This is a genomic window from Marinitoga sp. 1138, from assembly GCF_013363265.1.
GTDB lineage: Bacteria > Thermotogota > Thermotogae > Petrotogales > Petrotogaceae > Marinitoga > Marinitoga piezophila.
Genome location: NZ_LBFA01000024.1, coordinates 45986 through 66130 on the forward strand (window position 1 = coordinate 45986; position 20145 = coordinate 66130).

The following is a 20145-nucleotide window of genomic DNA, read 5'->3' on the forward strand; positions in this document are numbered from 1 at the left end:
ACTATTAGTTATAATCAATAGAAAGGAGATGAATATGGAGAATTTAGCTGTTGCTGTTCAACCAACAATAGGATATTTTGGTGCCTTTTTAGGTGGGATAATCTCATTTTTTAGTCCCTGTATATTGCCGTTAGTTCCATTATTTTTTGGAATTCTAATGCCAGATTTGAAGGATTTTAAACTTACCTTGAAACGTGGATTAGCTTTTTTTCTTGGTTTATCGATATTCTTCTCGATGCTGGGTGTTTTAGCAGGAAGTTTGGGAACTTTTATCTCAAAATATCAAGACGTCTTTAATCTGGTTGCAGGAATATTTATTATAATAATGGGTATTTATTATCTCCTTGATAAAGAGATCTTCAAAGGATTTAAGCTGGATTTATCAAAATATAAGGGAACAACTTTTTTAGGTGCTTTTATAATGGGAATTTTAATTTCATTTATATGGATTCCATGTTCAGGACCTGTTCTCGCAGCAGTATTGACCTTTGCATCTACAACAACAAACATATTTAAAGGTGGATTTATGCTTTTCTTATATTCATTGGGGATTTCTATTCCATTTTTATTTTTCAGCGGTGTAGTAAGTAAATTATTATCCAGAATTACATTTGGGACACCAAAATGGCAAAAGATTTTAAAGGTTTCAGGGAGTTTATTATTGGTTTTAATGGGGATTCTGGTAATACTTGGAAAGTTCAATAATTTACAGGGAGTGTGAGGATAATGAAAAAAATAAGTCTTTTTATTTTATTAATAATATCAGGTGTAATTATGTATGGTTCAATCCTTCCAGATAAATTTATTGTTCATGATTTTAATGTGGCATTGAAAATTGGTGAAATAACAGGGAAAAAGGTTATAATTATGTTTTCTTCAGGAAGTTGTTATTATTGTAATAAGTTTAAAAAAGAAACTTTATATGATGAAGAGGTACAAAAGTGGTTAAGAACTGAATATATCTTTGCAGAGATATATGCTGATAAGAAAAAGATTGCCAATTATAAAGGGAAAACATTAAATTACAGGGATTTATTTGGAGCATTTGGAGTAAGAGGGACACCGACATTTTTCTTCTTTGATAGTAAAGGAGAAGCTAAAGCTCAATTGCCAGGATATGTAGATCCTACAACTTTTATTTCTATCTTAAAATACTTTAAATACTCTTCAAATCACAATATAGATTATAGTACATTTGTAAAAAAGAATATAAAAGTTTCAATAGAAAAAAGAGTTTTGAACTTAACAGATGAAGAGATAAAATATTTGCTTGAAAATGATCCAAATACAGTGGAATATCAAAAAGGTGATTCTCTAGATAATTTTGTAAATGTTATTGTTAAAGAAAAATCAAAGGAAATAGAAAGTAAATTTTATGTAGTAATTTATAGTAAGTAGAATCAAAACGCTTCAGCAATAGCTAATATGCTGGAGCGTTTTATATTATAAATATGATATAATTTTGATATGGAGGTGGAAGTGATGAAAAAATTACCGGTAGGAATATCAGATTATAAGGAGTTAATAGAAGAAAATTATATATATGTAGATAAAACAAAGTATCTATATGATTTAATAAATAGTGGAAAGTTTTATTTTATGTCAAGACCTCGAAGATTCGGAAAGAGTTTAACTATATCGGCATTCTATTATTTATTTAAAGGGGAAAGAGAATTATTTAAAGATACATATATATACGACAAATTGGAGTTTAAAGAATATCCAATAATAAGATTAAATCTATTAAAAGCAAAATCAGAAAGTATAGAGAAACTTAAAGAAAGCCTCACAAAAATGATAGTTCAGGAAGGAAAAAGAAATGGAGTAAAGATAGAAGAAACAGATTATAGTTTCGCATTTGATGAATTAATAATGAAGCTATCAGAAAAAGGAAAGGTAGTAATACTGGTAGACGAATATGAAAAACCAATATTGGATAATATAACAAACAAAAAAATGGCAGAAAAATGCAGAGAAGTATTAAGAAATTTCTATTTAAATATAAAAGCAAATGACGAGCATATAAAATTTGTATTCATAACCGGAATAACAAAATTCACAAAAACAGGAGTATTCTCAGCATTAAACAATTTAAGCTATATATCCTTAAACAGAAAATATTCACAGATGTTTGGGTATACACAGGAAGAATTGGAATATTACTTTAAGGATTACATAAAAGAATTATCAAAAGAAATGGGAATAACAGAAAAAGAATTGCTTGAAGAAATGAAAAGATATTATAATGGATTTTCATTTGACGGAGAACATACAGTATATAATCCATATTCAATATTGAGATTTTTTTCAGAAAAAGAATTCCAAAACTTCTGGTTTGAAAGTGGCTCACCAAGTTTTTTGTATGAATATATAAAAGGCAAAAAGATAGAGTATGAAGATTTAGTAAAAACACCAGTAAGTGCAGAAGATTTCTCAACAAGAGAAATAGAAGATGCAAAAGCAAATATCTTCTTTACGCAGGCAGGATATTTAACCTTTAAAGGAATAAAAAAATATGGATTAAAGAAAAAATATATACTGGACTATCCAAATTTTGAAGTGAAAGAAAGTCTTCTTAAAATACTTGAAGAGATAAATAAAGATAATAAAAAAGCAAATGAGTGAAAACTTGAAAATTCCTGAAAAAATTCGAAGTGGAGCCGGACAAAATCACACGGATGTGATTTTGAGTGAAGACGAACATGGATGTGAGTCTGCAACGGCCGGCGGGAACAAGAATTTTTGAGGATTAGAATTTTCTACTTGTTTGAACGAATTTGCTTTTTTATTATCTGAAATGTATTGATATTTACAATAATAGCCTCAGCAGGAATAGATGTAAAAGCAGAAGAATTGACAAATTTAGGAAGAAGCGATTTAGTAATAGACTTTGACGACAGGATATATTTATTTGAAATAAAACTGGATCAAAGTAGCGACGAAGCATTAAAACAGATAAAAGAAATGAAGTATTATGAAAAATACAGCGGAAAAGAAATATATCTCATAGGAATAAATATAAATTCAGAAAAAAGGAATATTGAGGAATATATAATTGAGAAGTTGTAAATTAAAAAAGGTGATAAGGTGAGAAATATATATAAAATAATAGATAAATTAAATGAAAAGATATTAGAAGCTAATGATTTTGAATATAGAACGGGAAAAGACTTTTATGAAAATAATTTAGTAGAAGAGTTTTCTGTTTTTAAAAGCAATAATAAAACAAATTTTACCGCCATTATCAATGATGGCGGAAAATTTTTTAGACCTATAATTAGTATTGATGAGGAAACAGAAGAAATATATTTTTCCTGTTCATGCAATTATGGAAAAAGCACATCATGTATGCATCTTGTATCATTAAGCTTAAAAGTAATAGATTATTTAAATAATGAAAGTAAAACACAGAGTAGTATTCATGTGGAAAGCGATATTGCGGAATTTCTTGGAATTTATGATTATGGAGAAACCTATTATCTTGTATATCCTGATGAACAATATACAAAAATAAAATTAGCAGAAAAAATTGACGGTAAAATAAAATTGAGAAAAGATATTGAAACATATAATGATATATTGAAATTTCTAAAAACAGCTGTACCGGAAGATGAATATGAGATAAAAAAACTAATAGTGCCTGTGAAAATAGATAATTACTATGGAAAACACGATTATGAATTAAGATTAATGAGTTTTAGAGAATTAAAAAAAATAAAAAGCAGTAAAATACTTCTTCCAAATAAAAAAGAATTAAAATGGGGAGAAGATATAAAAATAAAGATAATTTTAGAAGGTGATTTAGAAAGTAAAAAAGGTAAAATGAAATTATTTCCCATACCAGAGAAGGAAAGGATTGTGAAAACATATAGCGATATGGCATATTTTAATAAACAAAGTATATCAATAATTGATATAAAGACTCAGTTAAATATCCCCTTTTATTTAAAGAATATAGAAAGTGAATTTTCATTTGAAAATAAAAGTAACCTTGAAAATTATATAAAAGATGTTCTTTTACCTTATGAAAGATTTGGATTTGAAATAGATATAGATGAAAGATTTGAAATAAAAAAAGAGATATTTATTCCAAGATTAAATTTATACATTAATTTTCTTCAGGATAGATTTGTATTTCGAGGAAGATTTTTATATGGAAAAGAAATCAATTTTTATGATGAATACAAATATAGAAATTATGATTTAGAAAGAAAGTTATTAAAAAATCTTGAAGAGGTTAATGTTTTTCTCGATGAAAAAGGGCAATATTCAATGGAGATAAATGATTTCTTTGAATTCCTTGAAAATGGCATGAAAAAGCTGGATAAAAATATTATTATAAAAATGAACAGGAATATTAAGTTCCATGAAGTTGAAAATATAAAAATGCAGTTAAATATGAAAAATAGCTGGTTTGATGTGGAAGGTAGTCTTGAATTAAAAGGAAATAAACGTATAGATATAAGTTATTTGAGAAACAGAAAGAATAACTTTATAGTCCTTAAAGATGAAACCTTTATTAAAATTCCAGAATATATACTGGAAAAGCTTGAAGATTTAAAGGTAAAAAAGGAAAAAATTACAGTTGAAAGTTATAACATATATTCATTATTAAATTCTGAAAATATAGAAATAGATACTCTCGATGAAAAAACAAAGAAATATATAGAAAAAGTAAAGAGTTTTGAAAAAATAAAAGAGTATGAAATTCCTGAATTGAAAATTCCCATGAGAAAATATCAAATTGAAGGTTATAGATTTTTAAGATATCTTCAAGAATATAATTTCAATGGTATTCTTGCTGACGATATGGGGCTTGGTAAAACGCTTCAAACTATAGCTTTAATTCTATCATTAAAAAGAAAAGACAGAAAATTCCTTATAATTGCTCCGCGTTCAGTTATATACAATTGGGCAAATGAAATAGATAAATTTACATCGAATATAAAATATTACATTTATCATAATTCTCAAAAGGATATACCTGAGGATACAGATGTAATTATAACCACTTATAATACATTGAGAAATTCCATAGAAGAATTAAAGAAAACAAAATATTTTTATATTATCCTTGATGAAGCACAATTTATCAAAAATGACGAAACTAAATTATATAAGGCAATAAGAAAACTCAAATCAAATCATAAACTCGCACTTACAGGAACGCCGCTTGAAAATTCATTGACGGATTTATATAACATATTTGAGTTTTTAATGCCGGGATTTTTTGGAAATAAAAAGGATTTTTTGAGAAAATACAACTATGCAAATAAAGAAAGTATTGAAAGATTAAAAAAGAAAATCCATCCATTTATTCTAAGAAGAACAAAAGAAAATGTACTCAAAGAATTACCGCCAAAAACAGAAGAGTATATTTTCAATGAAATGACACAACATCAAAAAAAGATTTATCATCAAATAGCAGAAGAATACAGGCAAAAAATTGCAATGTCACAGGGGACCATAAACTTTAGCGTCCTTGAAGGACTTCTAAGACTAAGACAAATTGTAAATCATCCTAAATTGCTTGGTGTAAATATAGAATCCTCAAAATTTAATATGTTTAAAAATTTTATAAAAGAAGTATTGGAAGAAAATCATAAAATAGTGATATTTTCACAATTTGTGAAAATGATTGAAATAATGGAAGAATGGCTGGAAAAGGAAAAAATTCAGTATCTTAAAATAATTGGAAAAACCAAAAAACGTGTGGAAATAGTGGAAGAATTTAATAATACAAATAATATAAAAATACTTCTTGTAAGTCTAAAAGCCGGTGGAACAGGATTAAATATTACCGGTGCAGATTATGTTATTCATTACGATCCGTGGTGGAATCCGGCGGTTGAAAACCAGGCCACCGATAGAGTCTATAGAATTGGTCAGAATAAACCTGTATTTGTATACAAGTTTATAACAAGAGAATCAATAGAAGAAAAAATAATGAAATTAAAGGAAGCAAAGGAAGATTTATACAATCTTGCAATATCCACAGAAAAAGGTGTTCTAAAGAATTTGAGTCGGGAAGATATTTATCAGTTATTCGAATAATTTATCAAACATAAAAGGGTAACCACCGGATGATGTTTCAAAGGAGTAATAACTTCTTAATCATTAGGTAATTGACAGAAGGTTGATTATCTGTTATAATAAATTCCGGAAAGTTGAGATGCCGACGTAGCTCAACTGGCAGAGCGGCTGACTTGTAATCAGCAGGTTGGGGGTTCGAGTCCCTTCGTCGGCTCCAAATTTTTTTTCTTTTTTTTATCGGTGGTGAGGTGCCCGAGCGGCCAAAGGGGGCGGACTGTAAATCCGCTGGCGGATTGCCTTCGAAGGTTCGAATCCTTCCCTCACCACCATTTTATCAATTATAATGGCATGTGAGGTGAAATAAAATGGCAGCTAAAAGTCCTGTTTTAACTGTATCATTAAAATGTACAGAATGTAATAGAAGAAATTACTACAAAACAAGAAAAAGAACATTTAAAAAGAAATTGGAATTCAGAAAATACTGTCCACACTGTAACAAGCACACATTACATGTTGAATCAAAGATATAAACTAAAAGAAATTTCGAAGAAAATTAACCCCCTTAACAGGGGGTCATGATTAAATTCTGGGGGTGTTTTGATGTCAAAGTTCTGGATATTCCTTAGCTCAGTATGGCAGGAAGCAAAAAAAGTAAAATGGCCAAATAAAAAAGAAGCATTAACATCAACATTAATAGTTGTTGCGATATTGATATTTGTATCAGTTTATTTGTTCTTAATTGATTATGGGTTCTTAAACTTATTTACTAAATTCATATATCCCTTAATTGGTATAAAGACAGGAATGGGAACCGGATCAACTCAATGATAAAAAAGCAGGTGGATAATAATGCGTAAAAAATGGTATATTTTGCAAACTTTTTCAGGAATGGAGAATAAAGTAAAAGAATTAATTGAAGAAAAAGCCAGATTGTTTGAAAAGGAAAAGTTCTTTGGTAAAATTCTTATTCCTGAAGAAAGTGAAATAGACTTAACAAATAAAAAAGTTGATAGAATTGTTGTTGAAAAAGATGCGATAATTTATGTAAAAAATGGCGATAATGTCAAAAAAGGTGATATTATTGCTGAAGAGCCGGAAGTAATAGTAAAAAGATCAGGAGTTATTTCTGAAATAAAAAATTTTAGAAGAATAATTATTGAAACAAAAGATAGAAAGTATTTAAAAGATTATACAATACCAGAAAGTGCAAAAATAATGGGAGGATTAAAAATTAATACTCCTGTAGAGATAGGAATGCCTCTTGCAGCAGAGGGAGGATATGAATCAGCTTTTGATGGTACTGTTGTAGCTGTTGAAAAATTAAAAAGAATAGTTGTAAGTACTGATGATCATGGTGAAGATTTATACTATATATATAAAGATAATTTTGATTCAGCTGCTTTTAGAAAAGGGACATATGTAGAAAAAGGTCAAATGTTATCAAATAAAAAAGAATTTAAAGCAAAATCTTCTGGTAAGGTTGAAATTAGAGATTTTGGATCATGGAAACAGATAATTATATTAAAAACAAGAATATCCAGGTTATTTCCGGGTTATATGTTTATTGAAATGATTTTAAACAAAGAAACACAGGAAATGGTAAAAAATATTCCATATGTAATAAACTTTATAAATATAGGCGGAACGCCTGTGCAATTGAAAAATAAAGAAGTAAAAGCTTTATTAAGATTAACAGGTGAAGAATCATATGAAGTAAAAGAAAGTAAAATAAGAGTTGATTATGAAGTTGGAGAACATGTAAGAATAATAAATGGTCCATTTGAATTCTTTACAGGTAAAATTACAGAAATTGATTTACATAAACAAACTGTTAAAGTAACAATTAATATGTTTGGTAGAGAAACAGATGTAGAATTAGGTTTAACTGAAATAGAAAAAATTAGCTAATAAGTGGGAGGGTTATCCCGCTAATACCACGAAGGAGGGAACATTATGGCAAAAAAAGTTGCAAGGGTAGTTAAATTGCAATTACCTGCAGGTAAAGCCACACCTGCGCCACCAGTTGGTCCTGCATTAGGTCAGCATGGTGTAAACTTGATGGAATTCTGTAAAAAATTCAACGCAGCAACAGCTGATAAAGCTGGAATGATTATTCCTGTTGAAATTACAGTATTTGAAGACAGATCATTTACATTTACATTGAAAACCCCCCCAGCTTCCTTCTTGATCTTACAGGCAGCTGGACTTAAAAAAGGTGCAAACAACCCAGGAAGAGAAATTGTTGGAAAGATCACAACAACACAGGTAAAAGAAATCGCAGAAATCAAGATGCCCGACTTAAACGCAAGAACAATTGAAGCTGCAATGGAAATAATAAAAGGTACAGCAAGAAACATGGGCATCGAAGTAGTAGAAGGTTAAGGGGGTGTATGTGAATGTCAAGACATGGTAAAAGATACTTAGAAGCAAGAAAATTAATTGATAGAGAAAAATTCTATTCACTTGATGAAGCATTAGAATTATTACCAAAAATTGCAACTGCAAAATTCGATGAAAGTGTTGAATTACATATAATTCTTGGAATTGATCCAAGAAAAAGTGATCAGCAGGTAAGAGGTAACATCTCATTACCACATGGAACAGGTAAAAATGTAAGAGTTCTTGTTTTCGCTAAAGGTGAAAAAGTTAAGGAAGCATTAGATGCTGGTGCTGATTATGCAGGATCAGACGAATTAATTCAGAAAATCAACGAAGGTTGGACAGACTTTGATGTTGCAATTGCAACACCTGATATGATGAGAGAAATTGGAAGATTAGGTAAAGTATTAGGTCCAAGAGGATTAATGCCATCACCAAAAGGTGGAACAGTAACAAATGATGTTGCTGATGCAGTAAAAGAATTTAAAGCTGGTAAAATTGAAGTTAGAAACGATAAAACAGGTAACTTACATGTTGCTGTAGGTAAAAAATCATTTGAACCAGCAAAATTAAAAGAAAATATCGTTGAAGCATTACAACAAATAGAAAAAATGAGACCATCAGCAGCTAAAGGTAAATTTATCAGAAAAGTTTCTTTAGCACCTACAATGGGTCCTGGAATGAAAATAAACGTTTCAGAGTTTTTAACTGAAAAGTAATAATTATTGGTTATAATACCTCAGGAAATAAATAGTACTGAAGACAGCAGGTAATATTATAATGTGGTGAAAACCCGCCTGCCGAGGTACGCTGAAGATAAAACAATAAATGTTTTAGTCCTTCTGCGGTCCTCGTCAGGACCGCAGATTTTTTTTGGAGGAGGTGCGATTCGGTGTTAACAAGAGCTCAAAAAGCAGAAATGCTCAAAGAATTAGAAAGTGCATTTAAAGATTCTTCAATAGTTGTTTTCGTAGATTTTAAAGGTATGTCTGTTGCTGAATCAAATGATTTCAGAACAGATTTGTTCAAAAAATTCGAAGACAAGGTTGTATTCAGGGTTTATAGAAATGCATTGATAAAAACAGCTATTAAAAATGCAGGTTTAAACCTTGAAGACTATGAAGAATTCTTAAATGGTAACACAGCTTTACTTTACACAAAGGAAGCTGATCCAATTGAAACATTAAAAGTATTGGTAGAATTCAAGAAAAAATTAAAGAAGGATACACCAGCTATTAAAGCAGGTATTCTTGAAGGAAAACTCTTCACACCAGAAGAAGCAGAAGAATTGGCAAAACTTCCATCAAAGGAACAGTTGCTTGCTATGCTTGTTGGTGGCTTAAATGCTCCTATTTCAGGTTTGGTTGGTGCATTAAGCGGTATCTTGAGAAAGTTCGTATATGCTTTAAACGCTATTAAAGAAGAAAAAGAAAAACAATAATTTAAATATTTTCAGGAGGTGTTTTGGAATGACAAGAGAAGAATTAATTCAAGCAATTAAAGAAATGACAGTAGCAGAATTAGCAGAATTAGTAAAGGCATTAGAAGATGAATTTGGAGTATCAGCAGCAGCACCAGTTGCAGTTGCAGCAGCACCAGTAGCAGGTGGAGCAGCTCCAGCAGCAGAAGAAAAAGATTCATTTGATGTTGTATTAAAGAGCTTCGGTGCAAAGAAAATAAACGTAATTAAAGTAGTTAGAGAAATTACAGGATTAGGTCTTAAAGAAGCAAAAGACTTAGTAGAAAAAGCAGGAACACCAGACGCAGTAGTTAAAGAAGGAGCTTCAAAAGACGAAGCAGAAGAATTAAAGAAAAAATTAGAAGAAGCTGGCGCAGAAGTAGAATTGAAGTAATTTCTTAAAGAAAAATAAACTTTTATATGATATAATTGTTCCGCATCAGACTAACGTCTGATGCGGTATTGTTTTGCTAATAAAATTTCAGGAAGACGAGGTGATTCTTTGTGAACACCCGGGTGTTAAAAGTGGGTAAAAGAGAAAGGCATTTTTTTGGTAAGGTAAAGGAAGATTTAAACCTTTATCATGATTTGTTGGAGATTCAGCTTAACTCCTATGAATGGTTTATTAAACATGGAGTTAAAGAGGTGCTTGATAAATATGCACCAATTACCGTTGAATTAAAAGGGAAGAGAAAAGCAAAAATCTCGCTTGAATTTACAGATGTATGGATTGAAGATCCGCTTTTTGAGGAAATGGAATGTAAGGAAAAAGGACTTTCTTACGTAGTTCCTCTAAAAGCAAAAATAAGAATAACAGATCACAGTACTGGGGAAATCATTGAACCCAGTGATTCGTTATTTTTTGGGAATATTCCAAAGATTACAGATAGAAGCACCTTTATTATCAATGGTGCGGAGAGGGTAGTAGTTAACCAGCTTGTTAGATCGCCTGGTGTATACTTTGTTAGTGAAGAACAAAAAAGCGTGAAACAAACAAGACCACATTTTGTAGCTCATTTCCTTCCTGTAAAAGGGGCATGGCTTGAAATAATATACAATCCAAATCCAGGTAAAGATTTCTTACAAATTAGAATCGATAGAAAAAGAAAATTCAATTACTTCCTATTCTTAAGGGCTTTGGGTTACGACTCAGATTTAGCTTTGTTAGATCTCTATCCAGAAACAATTAGTTTAAATTATGATCTAACAGAATATATTGAAAGAGGCGTAACAATCCTTTCAGATATAAAAGTTCCAGAAGGCTCAGAATTATACAAAGAAACAAAAACATTTAGAGGAGTAAAATTAACAGAAAAAATAGTTGAAATGCTCTTAGATTTAAATGTAACAGAAATAAAAGTTGCACATATTGTAGCGCAAAATACACTTGAAATGTTTAAAAAATCATATGAATCAGATGGAAATTTATTAACTCCTGAAGAAGCTTATAAAGAATTATTCAAAAAACTCAGACCTGGTGAAATTCCAAGAGTTAATATAGCTACAGATTACATAAATAATCTCTACTTTAATCCTAATACATTCGATTTCTCATTAATTGGTAGAAAGAAAATCGTCAACAGAATGGGCGATGTATACAGGAAATATTTAATAGAAGTAGAGGGAAAAGATATAGATAAAAGTGAAGATGTAGAATATCCTCATAAAGATGAAAAAACATTAACAAAACTCGACTTAATTCTTGCATCAAGACATTTACTTGAAATGAAAAATAACCCGGAACTCCTTGATACAAGAGATCATCTTGGTAATAAACGTGTAAGATCAGTTGGGGAATTAATGCAAATTGAATTTGAAAGATCATTCTCAAAAATGCTTCCTGTGTTGAATGAAAAATTAAGTATAGTTCAAAATATACAAAAATTAAATCCAAATACTCTCGTTAATTCAAGAGCTATTATGACAACAATAAATCAATTCTTTGCAACAAGTCAGTTATCGCAGTTTATGGACCAGGTAAATCCCCTTTCTGAATTAACACATAAAAGAAGATTATCAGCAATAGGTCCGGGCGGTTTAAAGAGAGAACATGCAAAGTTTGAAGTTAGGGACGTTCACCATTCACATTATGGAAGAATGTGTCCTATTGAAACACCAGAAGGTGCCAATATCGGTTTAATTACTTCATTGGCAATTCTTTCAAGGGTTGATGAATTTGGATTCCTTGAAACACCATATTATAAAGTAAAAGATGGTAAGGTTTTATATGATAAAGGAGTATATTGGTTAACTGCAGATCAGGAAGAAGAAAAAATAATTGCTCCTGCATCTGTTGAAATAGATGAAAATGGAATGATTAAAGCTGAATATGTTGAAATTAGGCATGCCGGTAAAGTTACATATGTTCATAGAGAAGATGTAGAATTTATAGCAGTAACTCCAAAACAGATTGTATCTGTTTCAACATCATTAATACCATTCCTTGAACACGATGATGCTAACCGTGCGTTGATGGGTTCAAACATGCAGAGACAGGCAGTACCTTTAATGATTACAGAAGCACCATTTGTTGGGACAGGGGTTGAATGGTTAGCAGCAAGGGATTCAGGTTATGTAATTAAGGCAAAACATAGAGGAAAGGTTTCATACGTAGATGCTAAAACAATAATAATAAATAGAATAGATGAAGAAGGAAATGAAATATTAGATAAAAATGGAAATCCAGTTCAGGACAAATATACATTATGGAAATTCATAAGATCAAACCAGGATACAACAGTAAATCAAAGACCAATTGTTGAAATGGGTGAAGTTGTAGAAAAAGGAGATCCAATTGCAGATGGTCCTGCAATAGATATGGGAGAATTAGCACTTGGTAAAAATGTTCTTGTAGCATTTATGCCATGGGAAGGATACAACTTCGAAGATGCTATCCTTGTTAATGAAGAACTACTTGAAAGGGATACATTTACATCATTACATATAGAAGTATATGAAACAAAAGCAATGGATACACAACTTGGTCCAGAAGAAATTACAGCAGATATTCCTAACGTAAAGAAAGAGTCATTAAGAAACCTCGATGAAAACGGTATTGTAAGAGTTGGTGCATATGTAACCTCAGGTGATATACTTGTTGGTAAAGTTACACCAAGAGGAGAATCAGAAACATCACCAGAAGAAAAACTCATAAGATCCGTTTTTGGAGATAGAGGTAAGGATGTAAAAGATACATCATTAACAGTACCTCATGGAATTGAAGGTAGAGTTATTGATGTTAAAGTATATACAAGAAAAGATATTCCAGATTTAGAAACAGGTGTAAATCAATACGTAAAAGTTTATATAGCTTCAAAGAAAACATTAAATGTTGGAGATAAATTGGCAGGGCGTCACGGTAATAAGGGTGTTGTTTCAAACATCTTGAGAAAAGAAGATATGCCATTCCTGCCAAATGGAAAGCCAATTGAAATGATCCTTAGTCCTTTAGGGGTTCCATCACGTATGAACCTTGGGCAGGTTTTAGAAATGCACCTTGGTTGGTTAGCAAAATTAACAGGAAGACATTTTGCAACACCAATATTTGATGGTGCAAAAGAATATGAAATAATGGAAGAATTATATAAAGCAAGAAAGAACAACAGAATGGACGAATTAGATGCAGTTCGTAAAGAATATGGTCTTGATCTTGGTGACGATCCAAAAACAGAAAGTGGAAAGATCGTATTAAGAGATGGAAGAACAGGAGAACCATTTGATTATCCTATTGCAATAGGATATATGTACATGTTAAGACTTGTGCATATTGCGAAAGATAAAATGCACGCACGTTCTACAGGTCCATATTCATTAATTCACCAGCAACCACTTGGAGGTAAAGCTCACTTTGGTGGTCAGAGATTTGGTGAAATGGAAGTTTGGGCTTTGGAAGCATATGGTGCAGCACATACATTAACAGAAATGCTTACATACAAATCAGATGATATTAAAGGAAGAAATGAAGTATATAAAGCAATCTTAAATGGTAAGAATTTACCTGATCCTGGAATTCCAGAAAGTTTCAAAGTTCTTGTAAAGGAATTACAGGGATTAATGCTCGATGTTCGTTTGTATGATGAGGACGGTAACGAATTAGATGTTGACAAATTATAAAATCCCCTCAAGGAGGGTAAAGCATGGGTAAAATGACTTCTTCTTTCAAAAGGAAAATCGCAAAAATAAAGGTAGGTATAGCTTCACCAGAAAGAATTAGAGAATGGTCATTTGGTGAAGTAAAAAAACCAGAAACTATTAATCACAGAACATTTAAACCAGAAAGAGATGGACTTTTCTGTGAAAAAATATTTGGTCCTGTAAAGGATTACGAATGTAACTGTGGAAGATATAAAGGTAAAAAGTATGAAGGTACAGTATGTGAAAAGTGTGGAGTTAGAGTAGAGTCAAAAGAAGCCAGAAGAAGAAAAATGGGGCATATTGAATTAGCTGCCCCTGTAGTACATATCTGGTTCTTAAAATCATCTCCATCTATTTTATCAATATTATTAAATATACCTGTAAAAGAATTGGAAAACATAATCTACTACGGATCAAAAAGGGTAGTAGAAAAAATATGGCTTATTACAGATCCAAAAGACACAGATATGTTCGATTATGGAGATCTTCTCCATAATACAGAGTATGAAATATTTAAAGAAAAAATGGATTTTGATGTTGAACAGGCAGTAAAAGTATTACATGTAAAAGAAAAACCTGTTGCTAAAAGATCCGGGGTAGTAAGCATTGAAACAGAACTTACACAGACAAAACATGAAATCACATGGGTTAAAATAAAAGATGAAAACGGTGTAGAAGAAAAATGGCCAATCTTTGAAGGTGCAACATTATACGTAGAAGATGGTGAAGAAGTAGAAGAAGGAACACAACTTGCAGATACATTCTTATATGAAGAAGAAATATTAACAGCAAGCGAATATTTAATATTTGAACAATTCTATCCATCAGCAATAGAAATAGAAAGAGATATAGAAAGAGATACACCTATACTTGTAATTACAGAAATTGATCCTGAAATTCAGGAAGAAATTGGAAAAGGTATAGGTAGCACATTATTACAGGAAGAATATGAAGCATATAAAGAGTTATATCATGACAGAATAACAGCTGATTATGGTGGAGAAGCAATAAAGAAGCTTCTTAGAAGTTTAGATTTACATGAATTAAAGATTCAGCTTGAATCAGAGTTATCAAAATTAGACAAGAAAAGCGCAAAAGCTTTAAAATTATTAAAAAGATTAAAGGTTGTAAAAGACTTCTTAAAATCAGGTAATAAACCTGAATGGATGATTATAGAAGCATTGCCAGTAGTTCCGCCAGATATCAGACCATTAATTCAAATAGATGGTGGAAGATTTGCAGCTACAGACTTAAACGACTTATACAGAAGAGTTATCAATAGAAATAACAGATTACAAAAATTATTTGAAATAGAAGCACCAGAAATAATTGTTAGAAATGAAAAGAGAATTCTCCAGCAGGCAGTAGATTCATTAATCTATAATGGCCGTGTTGGAAAAGCTATGACAGATAGAAGTGGAAGGCCTTTAAGATCATTGACAGATTTAATTAAAGGTAAAAAAGGAAGATTCAGAAGAAATCTTCTTGGAAAACGTGTGGATTACTCAGGAAGGGCTGTTATTGTTGTTGGTCCTGAATTAAAAATCCATGAATGTGGTCTTCCAAAGAAAATGGCAATGGAATTATTCAAGCCGTTTGTTCTCAATAAATTACTTAAAGATTCAAATGCATCAAGTAAAAACGCAAGAAAATTAAAGAAAACAATTATTGAAAAGGAAATGCCAGAAGCATGGGAAATGCTTGAAGAAGTAATAAAAGGTCATCCTGTATTATTAAACAGGGCACCTACATTGCATAGAATTTCAATTCAGGCATTTATCCCAAGATTAATTGAAGGTAATTCAATACAGTTACATCCATTGGTATGTCCTCCATTTAACGCAGACTTTGACGGAGACCAGATGGCTGTACACGTACCGCTTTCAAATATAGCTCAAGCTGAAGCTAAATTCTTGATGTTATCAAGATACAATATCATATCACCTGCAAATGGAAAACCAATATCCATGCCAGGTAAAGATATGATAGCTGGTGCATATTACCTTACAACAGTTGATCCAAAATACTTTGAATCAAGAAAATTACCTTCAAATATAAAAGACTTTGAAAATAAAGACACAATAAAATATTTATTTAATGATGAATTACACGCATTATACGTTCATGAATATGAAAAGGTAATAAAAAATGAAATAGTTGTTGAAGATAATGAATTGAGATGGGAAAAACCAACACTCATACTCCATGAACCAATTGGATTGTATCTTGACGGAAAATTAATCAAGACAACAGTTGGAAGATTGATCTTCAAGGAAATATTGCCAGAACCAATTGGAAGATTTAATCCAGATTTCAACAAAATATACAAGAAAAAAGAAATCAAAAATCTTATATTCGATACATTTAAATACCATGGAATTGACAGAACAGCAGACTTGCTTGATGATATTAAATTCTTAGGATTCCACTATGCAACATTATCAGGATTAACAATATCTGTAAGGGATATAGTAGAACCAAAAGAAAGAATAGAAATTATCAAAAAGTCAGAACAAATAGTTATGGAAATTGAAAAGTATTATGAAGAAGGTTACCTTACAGATGATCAAAGATATAAAGAAGTAGTTAAAGTCTGGGAAAAGACAATAGCGGACGTTACAGAAGTAACAAGTAAAGAATTTAGAAAATATCCATTTAATCCTGTATGGATGATGGTTGACTCCGGTGCAAGGGGTAACATTGACCAGTTAAAACAGCTTGCAGGTATGAGGGGTCTTATGGCTGATCCATCAGGTAAAGTTATTGAGTTACCTATTAAATCAAACTTTAGAAATGGTCTTTCTGAACTTGAATTCTTTATTTCAACACACGGAGCTAGAAAAGGTTCTGCAGATACAGCATTAAGAACATCTACAGCAGGTTACCTTACAAGAAGACTTGTAGACGTTGCACAATCAATTACAGTAACAGAACCAGATTGTGGAACATCAAAGGGTATAGAAGCAAGAGAATTAATAGCAGACGGATTGAGAATAGAAAAACTTGCAGATTATCTCTTTGGTAGAGTACTTGCATCAGATGTTGTAGACCCTGTAACAGATGAAATAATTGTAAATCCAACAACAGGAAAGAAATATGTAAAAGATGTAATGTTAGATGAAGAAGATGCAGAATTCCTTGCAAATTACAGATCAACAATTCCTGTTTATGAAGTACATGAAAAATTAAGCGTAGATAAAATCAATCTTTACTTATACAATATTCTCAATAGTGATGTCCTTGTTGATGGAGAATTATTATATGCAAAAGGAACAGTAATAGACAATGATATAATAGTTTCATTAAAACAGCATAATATAAAAGAAGTTGATGTAAAAGAATATAAAGTAGTTAATTTCGTTCATGTAGGTGATGCAATTAAAGTTGAAGATGAAAACGGAAAGATTATCACACTTGCAAATTATCAGGAAAAAATTGATGCTGATACAGCAAGAAAATTAGAAAGATATAATATAGAAACAATAGAGGTAAGACCTTCAATCTATGTAAGATCAATCTTAACCTGTGAGGCAGAACATGGTGTTTGTGCTAAATGTTATGGTATGGATCTTTCAAACCACAAAATAGTAAATATAGGTGAATCTGTAGGTATCATAGCAGCACAGTCTATAGGTGAACCTGGAACACAGCTTACAATGAGAACATTCCATACAGGGGGTATTGCTACAGCAGGTGATATTACTCAGGGTCTTCCAAGAGCAGAAGAATTATTTGAAGCAAGAAAGAACTTAAAAGGTCCTGAAGCAGAATTCTCAACAGTAAAAGGTATAGTAAGAAAAGTGAACAGAGATGAAAAAGGAAGACTTGTAATTATTGTTGAAGATCTAAAAGGAGAACTATATACATATATAGCAGATCCTAAGGTTAAACCAACAGTAAATGAAGGTGACAAGGTTGAACCTGGCTACAGATTAACTTCAGGTAATATAAAACCAAGAAGATTACTTGAAGAGCTTGGTGCGGAAGTAACCTTTGATTACCTATTAAAAGAAATTAAAAAGATATATGCTGAACAGGGTGTTGAAATTCACGATAAACACTTTGAAATAATAATCAAACAAATGTTCAACAAAGTTGAAATAACATATGCTGGAGATACAGACTTTATGCCAAAAGACCTTGTAAACCTCAAAACAGTTGAAAAGGTAAACAAACAAATCTATGAAGCAAATAAAAAGGTTGAAGAAAACAGAGAAATGGCAATAGGTAAAAAATTAGCAGAAAAAATCATTGTAAAAGTTGATGAAGAGAATGAAACAATAGGAGAAATAGGAGATACAGTAACAGAAGAATTATTAAATAGAATAATTGCAGCTGGAATAAAAGAAATTGAAGTATTCAAATCAGAACCTCAATTACTCGAAAATGAAGATGAAGAAATTAGGCTTGTTGGAGAAAAAGAAACATTATTAATTGCGCCAAAAGAACCAGCAAGATACGAAAGAAAACTTTTAAGAATAACAAAATCATCTCTTGAAAGAGAAGGTTGGTTAGGTGCAGCATCATTCCAGCAAACAGTTCAGGTATTAACAGAAGCAGCATTAGAAGGAAGAGAAGACTACTTATTGGGATTAAAAGAAAATGTTATAGTTGGACAGCCAATTCCAGCTGGAACAGGATTAAAAGCATTCTTAGAATCAGAAATCTCAATATTCGAATTACCAACATATCCAACAGAAGATACAAAAACAGATGAAAGCGAAAGCGCAGCATCATAATAGATAATAAAAAAGGCTCGGATTTTTCCGAGCCTTTTTTGTAATTAATACATAATTTCTTCCCATTCATCTAACCAATTTTCAAGATTCTTGTTCAATTCTTCTGAATCTATTGTTAAAACCTTTTCAGGAACAAGAGCATACTTAAATGCTTCAGGAAGTTTTACGTTAGTTACCGGGAACATCCACTGATTTAAAGGCACTTCTTTTTGAAAATCATCAAACAATAAGAATTCAATAAATCTTTTTGCAAGCTCAGGATTCTTTGTTCCTTTTACAATACCAGCGCCTTCTATTTGTATATAAGCTCCCTCTTGAGGAATAAAAGCTTTATACTTGGTGCTCTTATAATAATAATATGAATAAGCGCCATCTGTAGCATAACTTACCATCATAGGCGCTTCACCAGCTTCAAATTTTGCAAAGGCTTCTCCCCAACCTGGTGTAACTGTTAGTATTGCTGGTTTTAACCTTTTCCAGAAATCTTTCCATTGGTCTTTATATACTGCTATTGTCCATAACAAAAATGCCTGACCTGTACTGGAAGTTCGTGGATCCTGAATAATCAATTTCTTTTTTAACTTTGTTAAATCTTCAAAACTTTTAGGAACGGATTTTAATTTTTCTGGATCATAAACAATAGCAATTGCACCATAATCATATGGAATTAAATGATAACTTTTATCATAGATTAAGTCATCTTTTATCTTTGAAATATTTAAAGGTTTATATGGAATTACCAGATCTTCATTAATGGCCAACACAGAAAGCGACTGATCAAGACCAATAACTACATCAGCCTTTGGATTTTTCTTTTCAAGTTTAAGTCGTGAAAGCAAAGTTCCCCCGTCTCCAAGAACAACAACATTTACATCTACGTTATACATATTTTCAAATTTCTGAATAACCCCTTTCTTAATCCAGTCCAAACTGTCATAAACATAAACAGTTAGAGTTTTTGCAAATAGCAAAGAAGATAATAATAAAACACTTAAAAAAACAATACCCTTTTTCATGCACTCACCTCCAAATAATAAATTATAATTTTTAAAAGAAAAAACGCCTTCCGGCATGGAAGGCGTGATTGAATTATCCTTTTTACCGCACTCCCTACGCCGGTATTACCCGGATCAGGTGCTGGGGTCTAAGGCTTCCACCTTAATCTCAGCTGCGGTATCAGCAGCTCCCCCGGCGGGTTACTGTATTAACTTACAATTTTATTATACTCATCAATTACTAAAAAACTGTATAAATTAATAATTTTTAGAAACATAAAGGTTAATTTTTCTTGAAATGTTTGACTGTCCAGTCAGTCATTTTTTTGTTAGATAAAATATTGAATAACTCTGTTTTTAAGATAATAGTAAATTGACCGTTCAGTTTTATGACTTTTTATGTCAT

The 20145-nt window shown here is 31.2% G+C and carries 13 protein-coding genes, 2 tRNA genes, 1 pseudogene, 1 riboswitch and 1 other annotated feature; of the genes and pseudogenes, 15 read left to right on the forward strand and 1 reads right to left on the reverse strand.

Translation table 11 applies throughout. From position 1 onward, the window contains the following. The first annotated feature begins 34 nt into the window (after nucleotides 1-34). The 15 genes and pseudogenes from XO11_RS08360 (at nucleotide 35) to XO11_RS08430 (ending at nucleotide 18744) form a co-directional block, all read left to right on the forward strand. On the forward strand, nucleotides 35-721 hold the full coding sequence (locus tag XO11_RS08360) for a cytochrome c biogenesis CcdA family protein (RefSeq protein WP_014297166.1): 687 nt from the start codon (nucleotides 35-37) through the stop codon (nucleotides 719-721). A 5-nt stretch (nucleotides 722-726) separates the two neighbouring features. Then, nucleotides 727-1398 carry a thioredoxin fold domain-containing protein gene (locus XO11_RS08365; RefSeq protein WP_175418483.1) on the forward strand — a complete coding sequence of 224 codons (672 nt, stop codon included), beginning with the start codon at nucleotides 727-729 and terminating at the stop codon, nucleotides 1396-1398. 84 nt (nucleotides 1399-1482) lie between these two features. After that, nucleotides 1483-3069: pseudogene (locus XO11_RS08370) on the forward strand (AAA family ATPase). 18 nt (nucleotides 3070-3087) lie between these two features. Further along, nucleotides 3088-6054: a DEAD/DEAH box helicase gene (locus tag XO11_RS10750; protein WP_175418484.1), complete on the forward strand. Its 2967-nt coding sequence runs from the start codon at nucleotides 3088-3090 to the stop codon at nucleotides 6052-6054. Nucleotides 6055-6174: 120 nt separating this feature from the next. Beyond that, a tRNA-Thr gene (locus tag XO11_RS08380) sits at nucleotides 6175-6250 on the forward strand. 25 nt (nucleotides 6251-6275) lie between these two features. Further along, nucleotides 6276-6362, forward strand: a tRNA-Tyr gene (locus XO11_RS08385). Between the two features lie 36 nt (nucleotides 6363-6398). After that, nucleotides 6399-6563 carry a 50S ribosomal protein L33 gene (gene rpmG / locus XO11_RS08390; RefSeq protein ID WP_014297169.1) on the forward strand — a complete coding sequence of 55 codons (165 nt, stop codon included), beginning with the start codon at nucleotides 6399-6401 and terminating at the stop codon, nucleotides 6561-6563. Between the two features lie 70 nt (nucleotides 6564-6633). After that, the gene (gene secE / locus XO11_RS08395; RefSeq protein ID WP_014297170.1) at nucleotides 6634-6861 is read left to right on the forward strand and encodes a preprotein translocase subunit SecE; all 228 of its coding nucleotides are present in this window, start codon (nucleotides 6634-6636) and stop codon (nucleotides 6859-6861) included. A gap of 21 nt (nucleotides 6862-6882) precedes the next feature. Continuing rightward, entirely contained in the window at nucleotides 6883-7941 is a 1059-nt protein-coding gene (locus XO11_RS08400) for a transcription termination/antitermination NusG family protein (protein WP_175418485.1), read from the forward strand. Nucleotides 7942-7986: 45 nt separating this feature from the next. Continuing rightward, nucleotides 7987-8415, forward strand: a complete 429-nt coding sequence (gene rplK, locus XO11_RS08405; protein WP_014297172.1) for a 50S ribosomal protein L11 — start codon at nucleotides 7987-7989, stop codon at nucleotides 8413-8415. Between the two features lie 14 nt (nucleotides 8416-8429). Beyond that, nucleotides 8430-9131 carry a 50S ribosomal protein L1 gene (gene rplA / locus XO11_RS08410; protein WP_014297173.1) on the forward strand — a complete coding sequence of 234 codons (702 nt, stop codon included), beginning with the start codon at nucleotides 8430-8432 and terminating at the stop codon, nucleotides 9129-9131. Nucleotides 9132-9150: 19 nt separating this feature from the next. Then, nucleotides 9151-9293 (forward strand) — a sequence feature (ribosomal protein L10 leader region). Nucleotides 9294-9304: 11 nt separating this feature from the next. Further along, nucleotides 9305-9853: a 50S ribosomal protein L10 gene (gene rplJ, locus XO11_RS08415; RefSeq protein WP_014297174.1), complete on the forward strand. Its 549-nt coding sequence runs from the start codon at nucleotides 9305-9307 to the stop codon at nucleotides 9851-9853. Nucleotides 9854-9881: 28 nt separating this feature from the next. Further along, on the forward strand, nucleotides 9882-10265 hold the full coding sequence (gene rplL, locus XO11_RS08420) for a 50S ribosomal protein L7/L12 (RefSeq protein WP_014297175.1): 384 nt from the start codon (nucleotides 9882-9884) through the stop codon (nucleotides 10263-10265). Nucleotides 10266-10375: 110 nt separating this feature from the next. Next, on the forward strand, nucleotides 10376-13984 hold the full coding sequence (locus XO11_RS08425) for a DNA-directed RNA polymerase subunit beta (RefSeq protein WP_014297176.1): 3609 nt from the start codon (nucleotides 10376-10378) through the stop codon (nucleotides 13982-13984). A 32-nt stretch (nucleotides 13985-14016) separates the two neighbouring features. Continuing rightward, entirely contained in the window at nucleotides 14017-18744 is a 4728-nt protein-coding gene (locus XO11_RS08430; RefSeq protein ID WP_050899190.1) for a DNA-directed RNA polymerase subunit beta', read from the forward strand. A gap of 44 nt (nucleotides 18745-18788) precedes the next feature. On the opposite strand, the gene XO11_RS08435 is transcribed toward XO11_RS08430, so the two are convergent. Next, nucleotides 18789-19760 carry a thiamine ABC transporter substrate binding subunit gene (locus XO11_RS08435; protein WP_014297178.1) on the reverse strand — a complete coding sequence of 324 codons (972 nt, stop codon included), beginning with the start codon at nucleotides 19758-19760 and terminating at the stop codon, nucleotides 18789-18791. Between the two features lie 73 nt (nucleotides 19761-19833). Then, nucleotides 19834-19944, reverse strand: a riboswitch (TPP riboswitch). Nucleotides 19945-20145: the final 201 nt, after the last annotated feature.

Coding starts and splice junctions, on each gene's coding strand:
- XO11_RS08360 (WP_014297166.1), top strand. CDS start 35: ATGGAGAATTTAGCTGTTGCTGTTCAACCAACAATAGGATATTTTGGT.
- rpmG (WP_014297169.1), top strand. CDS start 6,399: ATGGCAGCTAAAAGTCCTGTTTTAACTGTATCATTAAAATGTACAGAA.
- rplL (WP_014297175.1), top strand. CDS start 9,882: ATGACAAGAGAAGAATTAATTCAAGCAATTAAAGAAATGACAGTAGCA.
- rplA (WP_014297173.1), top strand. CDS start 8,430: ATGTCAAGACATGGTAAAAGATACTTAGAAGCAAGAAAATTAATTGAT.
- XO11_RS08365 (WP_175418483.1), top strand. CDS start 727: ATGAAAAAAATAAGTCTTTTTATTTTATTAATAATATCAGGTGTAATT.
- XO11_RS08430 (WP_050899190.1), top strand. CDS start 14,017: ATGACTTCTTCTTTCAAAAGGAAAATCGCAAAAATAAAGGTAGGTATA.
- XO11_RS08435 (WP_014297178.1), bottom strand. CDS start 19,760: ATGAAAAAGGGTATTGTTTTTTTAAGTGTTTTATTATTATCTTCTTTG.
- XO11_RS08400 (WP_175418485.1), top strand. CDS start 6,883: ATGCGTAAAAAATGGTATATTTTGCAAACTTTTTCAGGAATGGAGAAT.
- rplK (WP_014297172.1), top strand. CDS start 7,987: ATGGCAAAAAAAGTTGCAAGGGTAGTTAAATTGCAATTACCTGCAGGT.
- secE (WP_014297170.1), top strand. CDS start 6,634: ATGTCAAAGTTCTGGATATTCCTTAGCTCAGTATGGCAGGAAGCAAAA.